Below are 16,213 nucleotides of genomic sequence, written 5' to 3' on the forward strand. Positions count from 1 at the left end.
TCAAGAGTGCGGCCGGCAGGAGAGGTATTTTCGCTTCATGGCGATCTATAAGAAAGTGCGTACACCGTGTATTGGCGTCTGCTCCACCGGCATTGGCGATAATGTGTGTCGGGGCTGCAAGCGGTTCGCCCACGAGGTGATCGACTGGAATGCCTACTCGGAAGAGCAGCGCCGAATCATCGCCGAGCGTCGTGACGGCTATCTTGCTAATGCGGTGCGCAGTCAGCTGGAAATCGTCGACCAGAACCTGCTGCTTGCACAGCTGCGCCATCAGCAAATCCGCTTCAATGAAGATCAAAGCCCATATTGCTGGGTCTTTGAACTGTTGCGTGCCGGCGCCAGCCAAATTGAAGACCCTGCCGACTATGGCCTGGCGTTAACTCCGGTATCGCGAGGAATGCCGCTGGTGGAGGTGCGCCAGCGCATCGATGACGACTTCTTTGCGTTGTCAGTGGCCTACTATCAGCGTTTTGTGGCGCCAGGCTTGGCGGTACAGGTGGGTTGATCCAAATATGCTCAGTCAGTTGGGACTGTCGCTTACCAAGTGCACCCTGAGTGCTGCCAGAAACGGGGTCTTTTCAATACGTAAATCCCGCCGGGTGCGGCGCTGACTGAGCGGTGGGTTGTGATCCACGCGAGTAAATTCCGGCAGGGTGCGGTCGCCCTCACTTTTCACCAATACCGGCATGGCGGCATAGCCAACCTGTCGGTATTCCTCTTGTTTGTCCCGAAAAATCTCGGCCACTTGCAGGTTGGGGCGGCTTTGCATTTGTATTTGGCGCAAACTGTTATGCTGGCTTTTGTGTAGCCCGGCGAGTAACTGTCGCTGATACTGAATGCCTGGATCTTGTCCCTGTGGGTCCAGCTGAACCAGTTTTTTCTCGCACCAAGCCACGTTGACCTTGCGGATAGACTTTCGCGCCTTGATCCAGCTGAGTGCCACGGCATCCGGTCGCTCCGGGCAGAGCAGTATCTGTCGGTAGCATTGCCGCAGGTGCGCTCTGGAAAAACCGGCGTTACCTAACATGTCACGTAACAGGCGATCGCGTTCCAGCGCGGGGCGAGGGGAAAGAGATTCCTTGATGGCAGCGGTGAGCTGCTGAAATTTCACTTTGCTGGCGTTCAGTTCCTGCGCTAGCGCGATGGTTTCTGCGGGGACCGCCAGTAAGCCTGGAATCTGCAGCGTATTGCGCGCGTCGCCGGGCAAGTATTGTTCACCATAATCCAGATTGGCAAATAGCGCCCCAGCGAGGGTGAAAGGGCTGTCGAATGTGGCTCCTAATCGTTCCGCTGCTTCGGTTGCGAAACCTGGTTGTAGCAGGTAACTCTGCCACGGATGTGTCGCCTTCTGTAGCTCGAACAGACTTTGCGCGAGTCTGTCTGCCCGCGCGTGCATTTGTCCCAGGACTTCCGCCAACTGCGCTTCAAATTGCTGGTTGCTACTGGCGATAGCATGCTCTGTCATTGGAAGCTCCATTTGTGGCTGGCGGCTAGATGACCTTATGGTCGCAAAACTCTGCGCGTATCTATTACTTCAAATTTTAATCCACTTAATAAGTCGTTATCAAATGATGCAGCGAATGTCGCACGGCCAAATCTGCACTTCGTAGCAATGGTCACCAAAAGTCGGGGGAGGGGCGTTATAATGCGCGCGCTAATCCGCCCTGGTGGCGCCTGTTGTTGTTCATTGGTTCTGTTATGAGTACTACCCCCGTTCCGGATCTCACCGCTATCCACGAGTTTCTGCTGTGTGGAACACCTGATGCCTGGGTGCAGGCTGCCTTGGCGGAGCCGGAAATGATGCTGATTGATCACGCAAACTGTGAGAAAAAGGCGGCCGGAACCGCGCTGAACCTGATGTTCCGCTACCTGGATAATTTCAAACTGCTGAACAAGATGTCGCGTCTGGCTCGAGAAGAGTTACGCCACTTTGAGCAGGTGATCTCCATTATGAAAAAGCGCGGCATCCGCTATCCGCACGTCAAGGCATCCCGTTACGCCGCCGGTTTACGCGATCATGTACGCCGCGAGGAGCCCGGTCGCCTGGTGGATACCCTGATCTGTGGTGCGATCATCGAGGCGCGTTCCTGCGAGCGTTTTGCGCGTATTGCGCCGCATCTGGACGAGGAGCTGCAGAAGTTCTACCTGTCACTGTTGAAGTCGGAAGCTCGTCATTTCAAAGATTACCTGACCCTTGCGCAGGAGGCCGTTGCGGAAGATATTGCTCCGCGTGTGCAGGCGTTGTTGCAGGTCGAGCGCGACTTGGTTGAGAGTGGGGACGAAGAGTTTCGTTTCCACAGTGGTGTTCCCCAGCGGGTCTGATCAGTCTGATAGGGCTCCCCGGTTTCAATCGGGGTCGAGCTTTTTCAGCAGCTCGACGAAGTCGTCGAGGTCCAGGGCGTTGCTGCACTCCACCTTAAACTTGTTGTGAAAGAATATCGTCAGCTCTACACGGTTTGAGCGTAAAAACACCGTATAGCCGTCGAAATCGGTGCTGGCAGTGAGGCCGTGGAACTGCCAGCCGTCGTCCGTTTTTTTGCCTTCTTGGGTGATGCGGTTGAATACGCGTAGTGCCTGCTTCACGTCGATTTTTTGTTCAAGCTCCATTCCGTTCTCCAGGGCCTTGTCTAAGCTTTAATGCGCGTTTCTGCCATCCAGCTTAGAACCGACAATGCCATCCAGCCACGAATCTACAGCCCTTTCGCTTCATTGGTTCAATCGCCTTGCCTATCTTGGCGTGTTTCCATTCGTGCTCGGCTTGTGGATGCGGTGGGCGGATGTTTCCTTAGGCTATCTCGATGGACGTTTACTGTTCGCGGCCTACAGCTGTGCCATTTTAAGTTTCCTGTGTGGAGTATGGTGGGGTGGGGCGTTGAACGTGTCGAATCATCCGGCACGCAGTACGTTGATGTACCTTAGTAATGGGATTTGCCTGTTGGGGTGGATCGGACTGCTGCTTTATCGGACGCCGGTCGGCTTGCCGCTATTGCTGCTGTGTTACGTGTTTGTGGAGCGCGCGGAGGCTTATCTAAAGCCAAATCGGCGCGAACTAAGAAGTTATTTTCACACGCGCACACGGGTGACCTATTTGGTCGTCGCTTGCCATGTTCTGATGGTGTTGCTCAGTTTTTCTGGTGGGTAGTGGGGCTGTGGCGGCGCGAGCGTTTTTTTGTCGAGTCTCGTTCGGTTATTGCGCGGGCGTTTGTGTTGCCGTGATTACGGAATAGGGCGTAAGTTCCTGCAGAATTTCTTGCAGGGTGATGAGCTGCCAGCACGGCTGGGCGCCCTGTAAATAGCTCGGGCAGCCGTCGTTGGTGAGTAGCTTGCGGGCGAGCGCGGCGGCGGGTGCTGCGGGTATCCATGGGCCATCGCCATTCAGGCCCAGTATTTGCCAGCGGGCTGTTGCTGGTCTTTTCTGTGTCTCTCCGTGAACTTCAATTGTCATGCCACCATGTGGTGAGCCTCCCGGCCACCAGGCTGCTAGCTTATGTCCCCATTTGGCGAACCATGGACGGTGCCAATTCGTCGAGCGTTGTTTCACTGTGTGAGCGAATTTTGCGCACCAGCTTAAACCGTCTTGCAGCGCCCAAGGTTGCACGCCGGTGCCAAAGCGGAGGTTGCGTAGATTGGGCCACAGAGGGGGGATTAGCTTGAGGTCTGGAATATTGAAATCGCACACGTGCCGAGTGCCGACCGGATGCCCGAGGTGGACTTTTCGGGGCTCTGCACCGGCATAGGTGCGATATGTGCGGCCCTCTCGAATGATATTGAACTCGCTGCCCAGTGCATCCAGACCGGAGCGTACCGTGGCGAGCCCGCGGTGGATCCTGTGTGCAGGGGCAATAGCAATGTCGATATCGCTGATCGAGTCGAATTGTTCTGTGAGTACCCCTAGTACGGCTGAGCTAAGTGCGGGCAGGCTGCTTGCGCCGGCTACCGCGCAAATACCGGCGTTGGCGGCGTTGCTATTCAGCGTTTCGAAGTTGGTGACAAAGTCCGTGCCATCGGCGATGTCGAGATAGTGCACCTTGTGTTCAATGCAGGCGCGGGCCACCTGGTAGTCCTGCCCCTGGAATGGCCCGGCACAGTGGATCACGACGTCGAGATTTAGGCCGCGAATTTGCGCGGAAAAATTGATCGAGTTGAGGTCCAGGCGAAGGCCGACAAACACGGTTTGGGGGAATTGCTGTTGCAATCGGTTGGCGAGCAGGGAGGCTTTGAGTTGGTCGCGGCCAGCAATCAGGATCTGTACTGATGGCACGCTGGCCAGCATTTCAGCAATGCGGCTGCCAAAGGTGCCGTAACCACCCAAAATAAGCACTCGTTTGCGGATCGCATGTTGTGCAGACAATGATTCGCTCCTGATCCTTGGCGCGTTTTTTTGTTCTAGTAGTGGTCTCTAAGGTAACAGGCTAAGGGGTGAGGGGCTAGGGGGTGATGGGCCAGTGGATCAGGTCCAACCCGTTTTCGTCTGCTTTAATGCTCCAGCCTAGCTTGCCCCAGTCGCCCAGCACCAGGCGCTCGGCCGCTTCGCCGTTTACGGTGAGTTGGTGGCGGTGGGGGCGGTGTGTGTGGCCGTGAATCATGGTGTCGCAGTTGTGCTCTTCGAGAGCCTTCACCACTTCTTCCGGTGTCACGTCCATGATGTCTTCGGCTTTTAGGCTGTTCATGGACTTGGACGCGGCGCGAATCTGTTCGGCAATCTGGCGGCGCTCTTCCAGTGATTTGCTCAGCAGCGCCTGTTGCCACGCGGGATTGCGTGCCTGCTGGCGAAATGCCATGTATTCCTGGTCTCGTGTGCACAGGCTGTCACCGTGCATTAGCAGTACCGGCTTGCCGGCCAGTTCAACGACGCTTGGGTCTGGGAGCAGGGTGGCGCCGCAGCGCTGGGCAAAGTCTTCCCCGAGCAAGAAGTCCCGGTTGCCGTGCATCAGGTAGAGCGTCGGTCCGCTTTGCGAATAGGTGCGGAGTTGCTGGGCAACTTCTTCAACCAGTGGTGCATCGTCGTCGTCCCCGATCCATACTTCGAAGAAGTCGCCGAGAATGTAGAGCGAGTCCGCATCGGCCGCGGGCCCCTTGAGGAAGTCAAAAAAGGCCCGGGTGATGTCCGGGCGGGACTCGTCCAGATGCAGGTCTGAGATGAGATAGCTGGCCACTGGATGATTCCGCCCTTGATCTGAGGTGATTACTTGTCGGCGTAGGCGTCAGAAATGGTTACGCCGGTAATTTCGATGGTTTCGCGCGGTACGTCCTGATGGAAGCCGTTGCTGCCGGTGGCAACGTCTTTGATCTTGTTGACCACGTCTATGCCGTCAACGACTTTGCCGAATACGCAGTAGCCCCAGCCTTGCGCATCTTTTGAGCGGAAGTTCAGGAAGTCGTTGTCGTTCACGTTGATGAAAAATTGAGCGGTGGCGGAGTGCGGGTTCATGGTGCGGGCCATTGCCACAGTGCCAGTGTCGTTCTTCAGGCCGTTGTCTGCTTCGTTTTCTACAGCGTCGCGTGTGGGCTTCTGGTCCATGTTCGGGGTCATGCCGCCGCCCTGGATCATGAAGTTGTTGATCACGCGGTGAAAGATAGTGCCGGTGTAGAAGTCGTCACGGCAGTACTGGAGGAAATTGGCCGCGGTTTTGGGGGCCTTGTCAAAGTCCAGTTCCAGAGCGATGTCGCCGTGAGTGGTGTGCAGAGTGATCATAAATTGTCCTGTCCGGGTCGGTTAGGGGCGGCATGATACTCTGTTCACAGACCGACGCAAGCGACTCAGGTAGTCGGTGCCCGGGAAATGAAAAGCCATGCGTAAACCCGCATCTGGGGTATAATCCGCCGCTTAGTTTGTACAGCTGTATATAGAGAAAGCTATGACATCCGAGAGCAAGCCCGCTCACTTTCTACAGAACATCATTCGTGAAGACCTGGCCGAGGGTCGGGTTGATCAATTAACCACCCGTTTTCCGCCGGAGCCCAATGGCTACCTGCATATCGGCCACGCCAAATCCATTTGTTTGAATTTTGGCCTGGCGAAAGAGTTTGGTGGTCAATGCAACCTGCGTTTTGACGACACCAACCCGGCCAAGGAAGAAGAGGAATACGTTAACGCAATCAAGCGCGACGTATCCTGGCTTGGCTTCGACTGGGCTGGGGACGCACGTTATACCTCGGACTATTTCGATCAGCTGCACCAGTGGGCGATTTCTCTTATCGAGCAGGGTAAGGCGTACGTGTGTGATCTCTCTCCGGAAGAGGCGCGTGAGTACCGCGGCACCTTGAAGGCGCCGGGCAAAAACAGCCCCTACCGCGATCGTTCCGTAGAAGAGAACCTCGACCTGTTCGCGCGTATGACCGCTGGTGAATTTGACGAGGGTAGCTGCAGCCTGCGCGCCAAGATTGATATGGCTGCGCCGAACATTAACCTGCGCGACCCGATCATTTACCGCATCAAGAAGATGGCGCACCACCAGACCGGTGATAAATGGTGCGTATACCCGAGCTACGACTTCGCCCACGGCCAGTCCGATGCGATCGAAGGTATCAGCCATTCCATCTGTACCCTCGAGTTTGAAGACCACAAACCGCTCTACGACTGGTTTATCGAGAACCTGCCGGTGCCGGCACGTCCGCGCCAGTACGAGTTCGCCCGTCTGCAGTTGAACTACACCGTGGTGTCCAAGCGCAAGCTGAAGCAGCTGGTGGACGAAGGCTTCGTCGATGGCTGGGACGATCCGCGCATGCCGACCCTTTCCGGTCTCCGTCGTCGCGGTGTGACGCCGGCGGCGATTCGCCAGTTCTGTGAAATGATTGGTGTTACCCGTTCTGACTCCACCGTGGATGTGGGCATGCTCGAGTACGCCATTCGCGACGACCTGGACAAGAATGCGCCCCGCGCCATGTGTGTCATGGCGCCGCTCAAGGTGACCCTCACCAACTATCCGGAAGGGCAGCAGGAAATGCTGAGTGCCCCGGGCCACCCGGTGCGTGACGACTTGCCTGCACGGGAACTGCCGTTCACCAAGACCCTGTATATCGAACAGGAAGACTTCCGCGAGGAAGCCAACAAGAAATACAAGCGTCTGGTGCTCGGCAAGAAAGTTCGTCTGCGCAACGCCTATGTCATCCAGGCCGACGAAGTGGTCAAAAACGACGCCGGTGAAATCGTCGAAGTGCTGTGTTCCGTTGATCTGGACACCCTGGGCAAGGACCCGGCCGACGGTGTGAAGCCAAAGGGTGTGATCCACTGGGTGTCTGCGGACAACAACGTTGATTGCGAAGTGCGCCTGTACGACCGCCTGTTCAACGAAGAGGCGCCGGATGCGGGTGGCAAAAATTTCCTCGAGTCAGTAAATCCGGACAACCTGCAGATACTCTCCGGTTGTAAGGCGGAAATCGGCCTCGCTCAGGCAGAGGCGGAAAAAGGCTACCAGTTCGAGCGCAACGGCTATTTCTGTCGCGACAGCAAGTACGGCTCGGCGGAAAAGCCGGTATTCAACCGTACCATTGGCCTGCGCGACAGCTGGGCCAAAGAACAGAGTAAGTAGCGGATAGAGATGTCTCTCAAGATCTACAACACCTTTTCAGGTGAAAAAGAAGTCTTTACACCCATCCAGGAAGATCGCGTGCGTATGTACGTATGTGGTCCTACCGTGTACAACCGGGTGCACATCGGTAATGCCCGTCCTGCGGTGGTGTTCGACACCCTCTATCGGGTGCTGAAAAGTTTGTACAGCGATGTGGTCTACGCGCGCAATATCACTGATATTGACGACAAAATCATGAAGGCGGCGCGGGATAACGGTGAAGAAATCACTGCGTTAAGCCAGCGATTCGCACAGGCGTACTTCGAAGATATGCTTGCGCTGAATACCCTTCAGCCGGATGTCACGCCATATGCCACCGAGCACCTGCCTGAAATGATCGCGATGATCGAGGCGCTGGTCGAAAAGGGCCACGCCTACGCCGCGGAAGGCCACGTCCTGTTCGCGGTAGAGTCTATGGACGATTACGGCAAGCTGTCCAAGCGTTCCCTGGACGATATGCTGGCCGGGGCCCGGGTTGAAGTCGCGCCGTACAAAAAGTACGCCGGTGATTTTGTACTGTGGAAACCGTCTTCCGAGGAAGAGCCCGGTTGGGATAGCCCCTGGGGGCGTGGTCGCCCGGGCTGGCACCTTGAGTGCTCGGCGATGATCAAAAAGCACCTGGGTGAAACCATCGATATCCATGGTGGTGGCCGTGACCTAACCTTCCCGCACCATGAAAACGAGCGCGCCCAGAGCTGCTGCGCCAATGGTGTGGATTTTGTGCGTTACTGGATGCACAACGGCTATGTAAATATCGACGGCGAGAAGATGTCCAAATCGCTGGGCAACTTCCGTATGGTCAATGATCTGCTGGAGCAGTACCCCGGTGAGGTTCTGCGCTTTGCTCTGCTGTCGGCGCACTACCGTTCGGAATTGAACTTCAGCGCCGATCTGCTCGATCAGGCGTGGCGCACGCTGGATGGCCTGTATGGCGCCTTGCGTGAAACTCAGTCGGTAACCGCATCCGCGGCCAATCTGGAAGGTACTGCGTTTACCCAGGCCCTGCATGATGACCTGAATACGCCCATTGCGATCAGTGCGCTGCATCAGCTGGCGCGAGACCTGAACAAGGCCGCAGAAGCTGAAAAACCCGCATTGAAAGGCCAGCTGCTTGCCGCGGGTGAGATGCTCGGTATTTTGCAGATGGACGCGGAAGCCTGGTTTAAGCAATCCCGTGGTGGTGATGCCATCAGTGAGGAAGAGATCGAAGCGTTGATTTCCGAGCGCCAGCAAAGTAAGAAGGACAAAAATTTTGCCCGTGCAGATGAGATCCGTGAGGAACTCAAAGCCAAAGGCGTCGTACTGGAAGACAGCCGCGAGGGCACCAAGTGGCGCCGCGAGTAAGCGGCGCTGGCTTGTAGATCAGAACAAGAACGAAAGAACAATTAGAGATAAAACGACCATGAAAAACATCCTCACTATTGCTGCTCTTGTGTCCGCTGTTTTTCTGCTTGCGGCCTGTGAACCCAAGCGCGGTTCCGATGCCTGGTGTAAAAAGATGGACGAAACGCCGAAGGGCGACTGGAGCTTCAAGGACGCCGGCGACTACACCAAGTACTGCGTACTGAACCAAAAACCAGACGAAAATTAAGCGACGCTTGATACGGAAGCCGTCCGTTGTTTTTTGTCGATTCCTGCCAGCACTTCTTCCGCCCGCTTACCGGTAAGTACCGTGAGCAGGTGGTGGAGTGTCTGCGTCTGTTATACGAGCGCCTGTATACTGCCAAGGCGGATTACGGTGAATCCCTGAACCGCGAGCAGATTCTGGAAATCTTTTCGGAAGCGCTGACACGCGCCCCGCAGCTCGACAGCGACGGCGAGGGAGGTGCCGAATCCGAGGGACGCTTTCGCGGCCTGCGCGAACAATCCATATGGGTGCTGAATAGCCTGGTGGAGTTTGGCTGGCTGGAGAAGCTGGTGGATTCCGCCACACTCACCGTGTCTTACCCGTTCAGTCGTCGCGGCCGCCTGTTTACGCAACCGCTGGTAGAACTAAACAGTACCCGCGTGCGCACCCGCCATCGCAACACCCGTAATACGCTTAACGCCTTGGATGCTTTTGCTAGCCGTGGTGAGATCTACGATCTGATCGATGCCTGGGAGTATTCCGAGCGAATCGTTGCCGACTTCACCGATATGATCGCTGAGCTTGAGGAGCGCAAGCGGGAGATGGTGCGTGAGGTCGAAGCACACATTCTGGTGCAGCAGGCGACCGACGAATTCTTTTCGTTTATGGAGAGCCGCTTCCAGCCAGATCTGGCGATCCGTCTTTCTGCGGATAGTGTGGAGAAACATCGCGATAGTATCAGCCGGGTAATCGGTCAGATACGCCGCAAAGACAGCGCACAAAAAGCGGAATGGGAACAGCGCTTGCGCCAGCAATTGCCCGAGCTCTTTGTCGAGGGGCAGTCCGTTTTGTGGTTGATGCTCGACACCATCGAAGATCGTATGCGTCGCGCCTGTGAAGTTAAGTTGCCGGCACTGCGTCAGGCCCTGCAAGGGTTTACCAAACGCGCAGAAATTATTATTCGCCAGCTCAGTTACCTGCAAAGCACCACCGAGGGTGCATTCACGGATTTGTGTCAGGAACTGGGTACGAGCGACCGGCGTGATGCGCTGCTCGCCAGCCTCGGCGATGATCTCGCCAGTTTTCAGTTACGCGTGTTCGATCCAAAACATACCCAATTGTGGCAGCGCAGCCGCCGTCAGCCAGTGAATACCTTGGTAGAGGATGAAGCACCGATTGACGACGAAAGTCAGCGAGGCATCGTCCTGCAGCAGCTGCTGGATCAGGCATTCAATTTCAACAGCAGTGATCTCAAAACCTACTTGGCAAACGCTCTCGGTAGCGGGCAGCGGGTACACAGCCGCGACCTTCCGCTATCCAACGCGCGTGACCTGCTAGCCATGAGTCACGCGCTGGAAGCCGCGGCCGTCTCGCAGGATGGCACCGGCCCCTTTGTGGAAGTGACCTTTTCCGGTGAAACCGCGAGCAATGATTATTTCCAGTCTTTCGATGAATACACACTTGAGTTGAAAAACCGTGATTGAACAGGCTCTAGATGAGGCGTTGGCGCAGTGCCGCCTGACCCGCAATGAATTTTCCGAGCTGCTGGTACGCCTGCTGGATTACGGTGTTATCTGCCGAGATGAAAGTAACGTTGAAACGCTACTTTACGATCGCTTTCAGCGCTGCGAGCAGTTGATCCGCGATTGGATCGCACCACTGGGTTTGCGCCTGCAGCACGACAGCCGTTTCCAGTTCATTCGTGTCTATCCGCCGGGCGCCGAAGTCCCCAGCATGCCGGATCAGGACGAGCCGCACCATGGCGGTTTTCGCGCGCGTCTTTCGCAACAGGAAGTCGCCGCGATTCTTGTGTTGCGTGTCGAGTACGACAAGTCGTTGCGGGAAGGGCAGGTTGATGACCAGGGTTGTGTTGCACTGACCCTCGAAGCCCTCGAGCTTGGTTTACGCAACTTGCTCAAAATGTCGCTGCCGGACAAGTTGGCAGAGCGCAAGCAGCTGTTGAAGAAGCTGCGCCAGCTGCGCTTGATCCAGTTCAATGGGGACGACAACGATGCTGGTGCGGAAGCCCTGCTGAGAGTGCGGCCGACTATTGCGCAGTTTGTGAGTGAAGCAGCACTGGCTCAACTACTGGAGAGTGAGCCCCCGGTTGTGGAATCAGCGGCGGAACCAGCTGCGGACGCGCAGGGGCCTGCTACACCTAAAGAGAGCAAGGATGACATTCAGCGCATTACGCCTGCCAGTGAAGAGCACAGCCTCTTTGCTGATTCGCAACAATAAAATAGTGAGCGAACGAAACGCATGTTTCTGAAAAAACTCATTCTGATCAACTGGGGCAATATCCCCCAGCTGGAATACGATTTCGGCCCGATCAACCTGTTCTCCGGCGGCAATGGCTCCGGTAAAACCACGGCTGCCGATGCGATTCAGACGTTAATGACGGCCGCACACGATACCCTGTTCACCTTCAATCCCGGCCAGGACGAGACCACCCAGCGCGGCCGCGGCGGTAAACAGGTGCGTACACTCGCATCCTATGTGCTGGGTTGTGACGACGGCAGCTACGCGCGGCTGCACCCCACCGATTGCTATATCGCGGGCAATTTCTTTCCGACCGAGGGCGAGGAGGGCGAGCCGTTTACCGCGATCATGGCGATCCGCGCCCATCTGGATACCAGTTCCAAGCCCGCCCAGGCGCGTCAGGATAATTTGAAGTTCTTTGTCATCCCCGGCCAGCAGCTGGCGATGGGTGACTTTATTAAAGAGTACAAAGATGGCAAACACCTGCTGCCGCTCGACAAGTTTTACGGCGTAATCAGCAAGCAGTTTGGCAAGGTCGAACAGTACGACAAAAAGAAAGCTTACCTGCGTCGCCTATACGGCGCTTTGCGTGGTCGCAAAGATGCAGTTCCCGATCGGGAGGCCACCCATGCCGCGCGCACCTTCGCCAACTTTATGGCTTACAAGCCGGTAAAGAGCATCAACGACTTTGTCGCGCAGGAAGTACTGGAAAAGCGTGATCTCGGTGATGCCATTCGCTCTGTCTCCGAGTTGATGAAAACCATTCATGGCATGGAGCAGGAAGCGCGGGAGATTGTCGATCGCGTGGGTGCGCTTGCGCGTATTGCCGAGTCGGCAGACCTGTATACCGAGCAGTGGCTGCAACTGCGGGTGCAGGAATACTTGCAGGCCAAGCACCAGCAGCTGCGTGTACAGAAAACCTATCTGGAAGGCAAAAACCGACAGAAAGAAACCCGGGCGGAGCTGGAGCGGACTGGTCAGGAAATTGTGCAGTCCGAGGCGCGCACCCGGCATTTAAGCGAACAGCTGGTCGCCATTCAGGCGCAGCGTCAGGGCATCTCTGCGCTGCGCAGCAAGGATGAGTTGGATCAAAAGATTGCCCAGGCAAATCGTATTTTGTCTTCGCTGGCATCGCCGCTTGCCGCCCAGCAGAAACTGTTCGCCTCGAATCAGACTGCGGCGGAAGAGTTGCTCTCTCTTCTAAGCACGACTTCGGTGTCACTGGAGATTCCTGCATTCAGCGATGGGGCGCTGGTGAAATCGCTGAAGGCCGTGGCCCGCGGTGAGCCATTGCCCACGCTTGATGGCCTGCTCGGCAAAGACTGGATTGACCTGTTCGCGCAGGAGTCCCTGCGCGAAACCGTCGCCAAGTCTGAGGCCCAGCAGAATCGTTTTGTGCAGCAGATGACCGGTGCGGAGCCGGGTGAAGTCACGTTGCGCGACCAAGTGAATGACTTGGTATCCCGCGGTGAGCTGAAAGTGCAACAAATGCAGAAGCAGCTGCACGGCCAGGAATCGCGCATTCAGCACCTGCAGTCAAATCGGGTGCGGTATCCGCAATATGTAGAGCAGGCACTGGTGGCGATTCGCGAGCAGTGCCCGCAGGCTGAACCACAGGTGTTGTGCGACTTTGTCGAAGTCCTCGACGAGCGCTGGCAGATGGCAATTGAGGGCTATCTGGGTGGTGCGCGCTTCTCGATTATTGTTGAGCCGGATTTCGAGGCGGATGCCATCCGTGTGGTGCGCAATATGCCCGGGCGCAGCAACCGCGCACGGGTTATCCAGGGGGATAAGGCGCGGCGGGATGCGGAGCGACTGGATGCGCAAAAGGGCTCTATTGTTGAGTTGATGTCGTTCAGCCACAAGACCGCGGAATATTACCTGCGTGCTTCCTACGGCAGTGTTCTGCAGGTGCGGGATACGGCAGAGCTCAAGGGCACCCGTCGTGGCCTGACCTCCGAGGGACTGGCCAGCGGCAACTACAGCATGTGGCGCTGTGACATCGACGACAGTGATCTGGTATTCGGCCAGGGCGCACGTGCCCGGGCGCTGGCAGCACAGGAGCGTGCATTGCAGCAGCTGCTGAAAGAGGCTGGTGTGATCAGCGAGCAGCAGCAACAGCTGCGCAAGCTGTCCCAGGCTGTACGCAGTTTGTCCAGCCTGTCGCTGCTGGAATCGGTCGATGCCGCACTGGATGCGCAGCGCCAAGGGCGCAATGCGGAGCAGGCGCTGTCGAACCTCGACCTGGACGACGGGGTGGAGCTGGAGCAGCAAGCCAACACCTTACACGAACAGCTTGAGGCGGAGCGCCAGCAGGGTGCCAGCCTGCAGAAGCTGGCCGGCAAGCTGGAATCAAATCTGGACGGTATTGCGCGGCAACTGCAGGCGCTCTCGGCCCAGCTTGATCAGCTCGATGAGGCGCTGACGGACTGCGAGGCTGCGGTGCAGCGCATTGCCCAGATTACCCCGGATTTCGATACTGACTCGGTGCTGCAACAGGCGGATCAACAGGCTGCGCAAGCAGACGACGGTTTCGATTTTTCTCAGGATGTCGCGGAATGGCGTGGGCTACTGCAGAAATACAGCCATCAGTTATTGAAGGCAGTGATGGACTACAACGCAAGTTGTAGCACCGGCGACACCCTGTCGTTTGATCCAGATTTTGCCGCGGGCCATGACGAGTCGCAGTTTAAGCTGGTGTGCCAGCTGGTCGAGCAGGTGACGGCATTGCGCAATCGCCTCAAGAACAACTTGCTGGTAGACCGCCACGAGCAATTGCAGGGGCTGAAGAAGTCGTTCAACACCACTTTCGTCACCCACCTCTGCCATGCGATTTACCAGTCGATTAATGACGGTAAGCGGGTACTGGATGATCTCAACCTCGAACTTGAGCATCACCGCTTTGGTGCTGACCGGGAGCGCTTCCGCTTCGACTACCGCTGGGTGCCTGAATTCAAAGAGTACTGGGGCTTCTTCAAGGCGGTTATCGAACTGCCTAATCTCGGTGAAGAGCAGAGCCTGTTTGATGCTGATCTGTCGCAGAAGCACCAACAGGTACGCGACAAGCTGCTGAATATGTTGCTGAGTGAGGACGAACAGGTAGCGCGGCGTGAGCTTGACCGCATCAGTGATTATCGCAACTATCGCAATTACGAGATCTACAAGGAGCCGCAGGGCAAGGAGCCTATCGCACTGAGCCAGTACGGCACCGGTTCCGGCGGCCAGTTGGAAACCCCGGCCTACATTATTCGTTCCGCCGCGGTGACCTCGGCCTTCCGCTTCAATGACGGCAACAGTCACCTGAAGATGGTATTGGTGGACGAAGCCTTCTCGAAGATGGACGAATCGCGCTCTCGCGAAGTCATTCGCTACCTGACGGAGACCCTGGGGCTGCAGCTGCTGTTTATCATGCCCAGCAGTAAGTCCGGTCCGTTTATGGACCTGATTTCAAACCAGTTCGTATTCAGCAAGTGCCCGAGTCCCAAACCCATTGGTGAGCTGAACACTCGGGTGTATGTCGATCGAAAAGTATGCAACCAGGAAAAAATCGCCAAACTGTGGGCCAACCACCGGCATACGATACGCCAGCAAGCCAGCCTTGAGTTTTTGGACATGCTGGAAGAGCCGGTCACTGTTTGAACTTGATTTTTAGACGGCAGTTCACGGAACATACCCCCAATTCAGGTAGTATTTGTCCATTAGTTTGAACAATAAAGCTATGAGCAGGGGAGGCTTGTATGCGTCAATTTTCGATTTTGTTGGTCTTTGTGGTGGCCTTTGGTGGCGCTGCTGTGCTGTATGAACAGGAAAGTCGTAAAGTGAAAGGGGTTCTGTCCCAGATCACGGACTTACAGGCCAAAGTGGGTGACATGCAGGCGGAGATCAAGCGCCTGAACGCCGAGCTTGAATCCGTAAAGCTGGCGGAGCGCCGCCGCCCAAATTTGAATGCCGTCGCCAGTCGTGTACTGAAGAATGAGCCGGTCAAAACACGCCCTGTGGCGCAAGCAGACTCTGCCCAGCAAGGTCGCGGCGTTTTTGCCGGCGATGTAACAGCGAGCGCGCCGGCAATCCGTGGTCGGGGTGAGCCCGGCGACGATGGCGAGTGGGCCAAGCCCACGGTTGATGCCGAAGTGTACGAAGCTCAGGCTGGCAGTGACGATTCTGTATCGCCCGCAGACCCCTATCAGTAGAAGTTGGTGCCCACAAGTTGGCGACCGAGAGCGACTGCAAACAGCTCGCTTTGCCGGATTTGTTGGTGTCCTTATAATTACCCATAGATTTTTCCGAGCCCGCTGCCAAAGCGGGCTTTTGGTTTTCTGAGTCTGGAATTCGCTATGAGTGTTACCGCGTTTTATGAGTCTCTTTCTGCCCAGCTGGCTGGTCTGCTAACGGGAGAGCGCGATTGGCTGGCAAATACCGCTAATGCCAGCGCGCTACTCTTTCTCGAGATGTCTGACATCAACTGGGCGGGCTTCTATTTCCTGCATGGTGACGAGCTGCGTCTCGGTCCTTTCCAAGGCAAGCCGGCTTGCACCCGTATCGCGGTTGGTGCGGGAGTGTGCGGTACCGCCGTTAAGACCGGCCAGTCGCAACTTGTCGAAGACGTCCTTGCCTTCCCCGGGCATATCGCCTGTGATGCGGTTTCGGCATCCGAAATCGTTGTCCCCCTGTATAACGGCGAGCGCTGTATTGGTGTGCTGGACATCGATAGCCCGTTGATTGCTCGCTTTACCGAGCAGGATCTGGCTGGGATTGAGGCATTTGCCCGCGTACTGCTTGAACACTCCGACTTGCCCGCGGCTTAAAGGCCGGGCGC

16 protein-coding genes are annotated in these 16,213 nt (G+C 56.5%); 11 read left to right on the plus strand and 5 right to left on the minus strand.

All coding sequences use genetic code 11. The annotated features are described in order from the left end of the window. Positions 1-37 precede the first annotated feature (37 nt). The gene (locus LCM31_RS11795; RefSeq protein ID WP_224870332.1) at positions 38-505 is read left to right on the plus strand and encodes a DUF1289 domain-containing protein; all 468 of its coding nucleotides are present in this window, start codon (positions 38-40) and stop codon (positions 503-505) included. Positions 506-520: 15 nt separating this feature from the next. Here the strand turns inward: LCM31_RS11795 and LCM31_RS11800 are convergent, their stop codons facing one another. Continuing rightward, positions 521-1,465: a hypothetical protein gene (locus LCM31_RS11800; RefSeq protein WP_224870334.1), complete on the minus strand. Its 945-nt coding sequence runs from the start codon at positions 1,463-1,465 to the stop codon at positions 521-523. A gap of 233 nt (positions 1,466-1,698) precedes the next feature. On the opposite strand from LCM31_RS11800, the gene miaE reads away from it, so the two are divergent. After that, complete coding sequence (gene miaE / locus LCM31_RS11805; RefSeq protein ID WP_224870336.1) at positions 1,699-2,322, plus strand: tRNA-(ms[2]io[6]A)-hydroxylase; 624 nt, start codon at positions 1,699-1,701, stop codon at positions 2,320-2,322. Between the two features lie 24 nt (positions 2,323-2,346). Here miaE and LCM31_RS11810 read toward each other — a convergent pair whose 3' ends face one another. After that, the gene (locus tag LCM31_RS11810; protein WP_224870338.1) at positions 2,347-2,607 is read right to left on the minus strand and encodes a DUF3081 family protein; all 261 of its coding nucleotides are present in this window, start codon (positions 2,605-2,607) and stop codon (positions 2,347-2,349) included. A gap of 64 nt (positions 2,608-2,671) precedes the next feature. Between LCM31_RS11810 and LCM31_RS11815 the strand changes: the two genes are divergently transcribed. Beyond that, positions 2,672-3,142: a DUF3429 domain-containing protein gene (locus LCM31_RS11815; RefSeq protein WP_224870340.1), complete on the plus strand. Its 471-nt coding sequence runs from the start codon at positions 2,672-2,674 to the stop codon at positions 3,140-3,142. A gap of 45 nt (positions 3,143-3,187) precedes the next feature. Here the strand turns inward: LCM31_RS11815 and LCM31_RS11820 are convergent, their stop codons facing one another. The 3 genes from LCM31_RS11820 to LCM31_RS11830 all read right to left on the minus strand — a co-directional run bounded on the left by LCM31_RS11820 (position 3,188) and on the right by LCM31_RS11830 (position 5,695). Further along, positions 3,188-4,351 (minus strand): saccharopine dehydrogenase family protein, encoded by a 1,164-nt coding sequence (locus LCM31_RS11820; RefSeq protein ID WP_224870343.1) that lies wholly within the window; start codon positions 4,349-4,351, stop codon positions 3,188-3,190. 76 nt (positions 4,352-4,427) lie between these two features. Beyond that, positions 4,428-5,156 carry a UDP-2,3-diacylglucosamine diphosphatase gene (locus LCM31_RS11825; protein ID WP_224870345.1) on the minus strand — a complete coding sequence of 243 codons (729 nt, stop codon included), beginning with the start codon at positions 5,154-5,156 and terminating at the stop codon, positions 4,428-4,430. 29 nt (positions 5,157-5,185) lie between these two features. Next, complete coding sequence (locus tag LCM31_RS11830; protein ID WP_224870347.1) at positions 5,186-5,695, minus strand: peptidylprolyl isomerase; 510 nt, start codon at positions 5,693-5,695, stop codon at positions 5,186-5,188. A 163-nt stretch (positions 5,696-5,858) separates the two neighbouring features. Between LCM31_RS11830 and LCM31_RS11835 the strand changes: the two genes are divergently transcribed. From LCM31_RS11835 to LCM31_RS11870, 8 genes are all read left to right on the plus strand, one after another. Continuing rightward, positions 5,859-7,532, plus strand: a complete 1,674-nt coding sequence (locus LCM31_RS11835) for a glutamine--tRNA ligase/YqeY domain fusion protein (RefSeq protein WP_224870349.1) — start codon at positions 5,859-5,861, stop codon at positions 7,530-7,532. Between the two features lie 9 nt (positions 7,533-7,541). Continuing rightward, positions 7,542-8,915 (plus strand): cysteine--tRNA ligase, encoded by a 1,374-nt coding sequence (gene cysS / locus LCM31_RS11840; RefSeq protein ID WP_224870351.1) that lies wholly within the window; start codon positions 7,542-7,544, stop codon positions 8,913-8,915. A gap of 58 nt (positions 8,916-8,973) precedes the next feature. After that, entirely contained in the window at positions 8,974-9,162 is a 189-nt protein-coding gene (locus tag LCM31_RS11845) for a DUF3012 domain-containing protein (protein ID WP_224870353.1), read from the plus strand. A 26-nt stretch (positions 9,163-9,188) separates the two neighbouring features. Then, a complete protein-coding gene (locus LCM31_RS11850; protein ID WP_224870355.1) occupies positions 9,189-10,622 on the plus strand; it encodes a Wadjet anti-phage system protein JetA family protein in 1,434 nt (477 codons plus the stop codon). Beyond that, positions 10,615-11,376 carry a DUF4194 domain-containing protein gene (locus LCM31_RS11855; protein ID WP_224870357.1) on the plus strand — a complete coding sequence of 254 codons (762 nt, stop codon included), beginning with the start codon at positions 10,615-10,617 and terminating at the stop codon, positions 11,374-11,376. The genes LCM31_RS11850 and LCM31_RS11855 overlap by 8 nt, the downstream gene beginning before the upstream one ends. 21 nt (positions 11,377-11,397) lie before the next feature. Further along, a complete protein-coding gene (locus LCM31_RS11860; protein ID WP_224870359.1) occupies positions 11,398-15,036 on the plus strand; it encodes an ATP-binding protein in 3,639 nt (1,212 codons plus the stop codon). A 98-nt stretch (positions 15,037-15,134) separates the two neighbouring features. Next, positions 15,135-15,587: a hypothetical protein gene (locus LCM31_RS11865; RefSeq protein ID WP_222249477.1), complete on the plus strand. Its 453-nt coding sequence runs from the start codon at positions 15,135-15,137 to the stop codon at positions 15,585-15,587. A gap of 144 nt (positions 15,588-15,731) precedes the next feature. Then, a complete protein-coding gene (locus tag LCM31_RS11870; protein ID WP_224870361.1) occupies positions 15,732-16,202 on the plus strand; it encodes a GAF domain-containing protein in 471 nt (156 codons plus the stop codon). Positions 16,203-16,213: the final 11 nt, after the last annotated feature.

The sequence above is a fragment of the Microbulbifer agarilyticus genome, from assembly GCF_020171345.1.
GTDB lineage: Bacteria > Pseudomonadota > Gammaproteobacteria > Pseudomonadales > Cellvibrionaceae > Microbulbifer > Microbulbifer agarilyticus_D.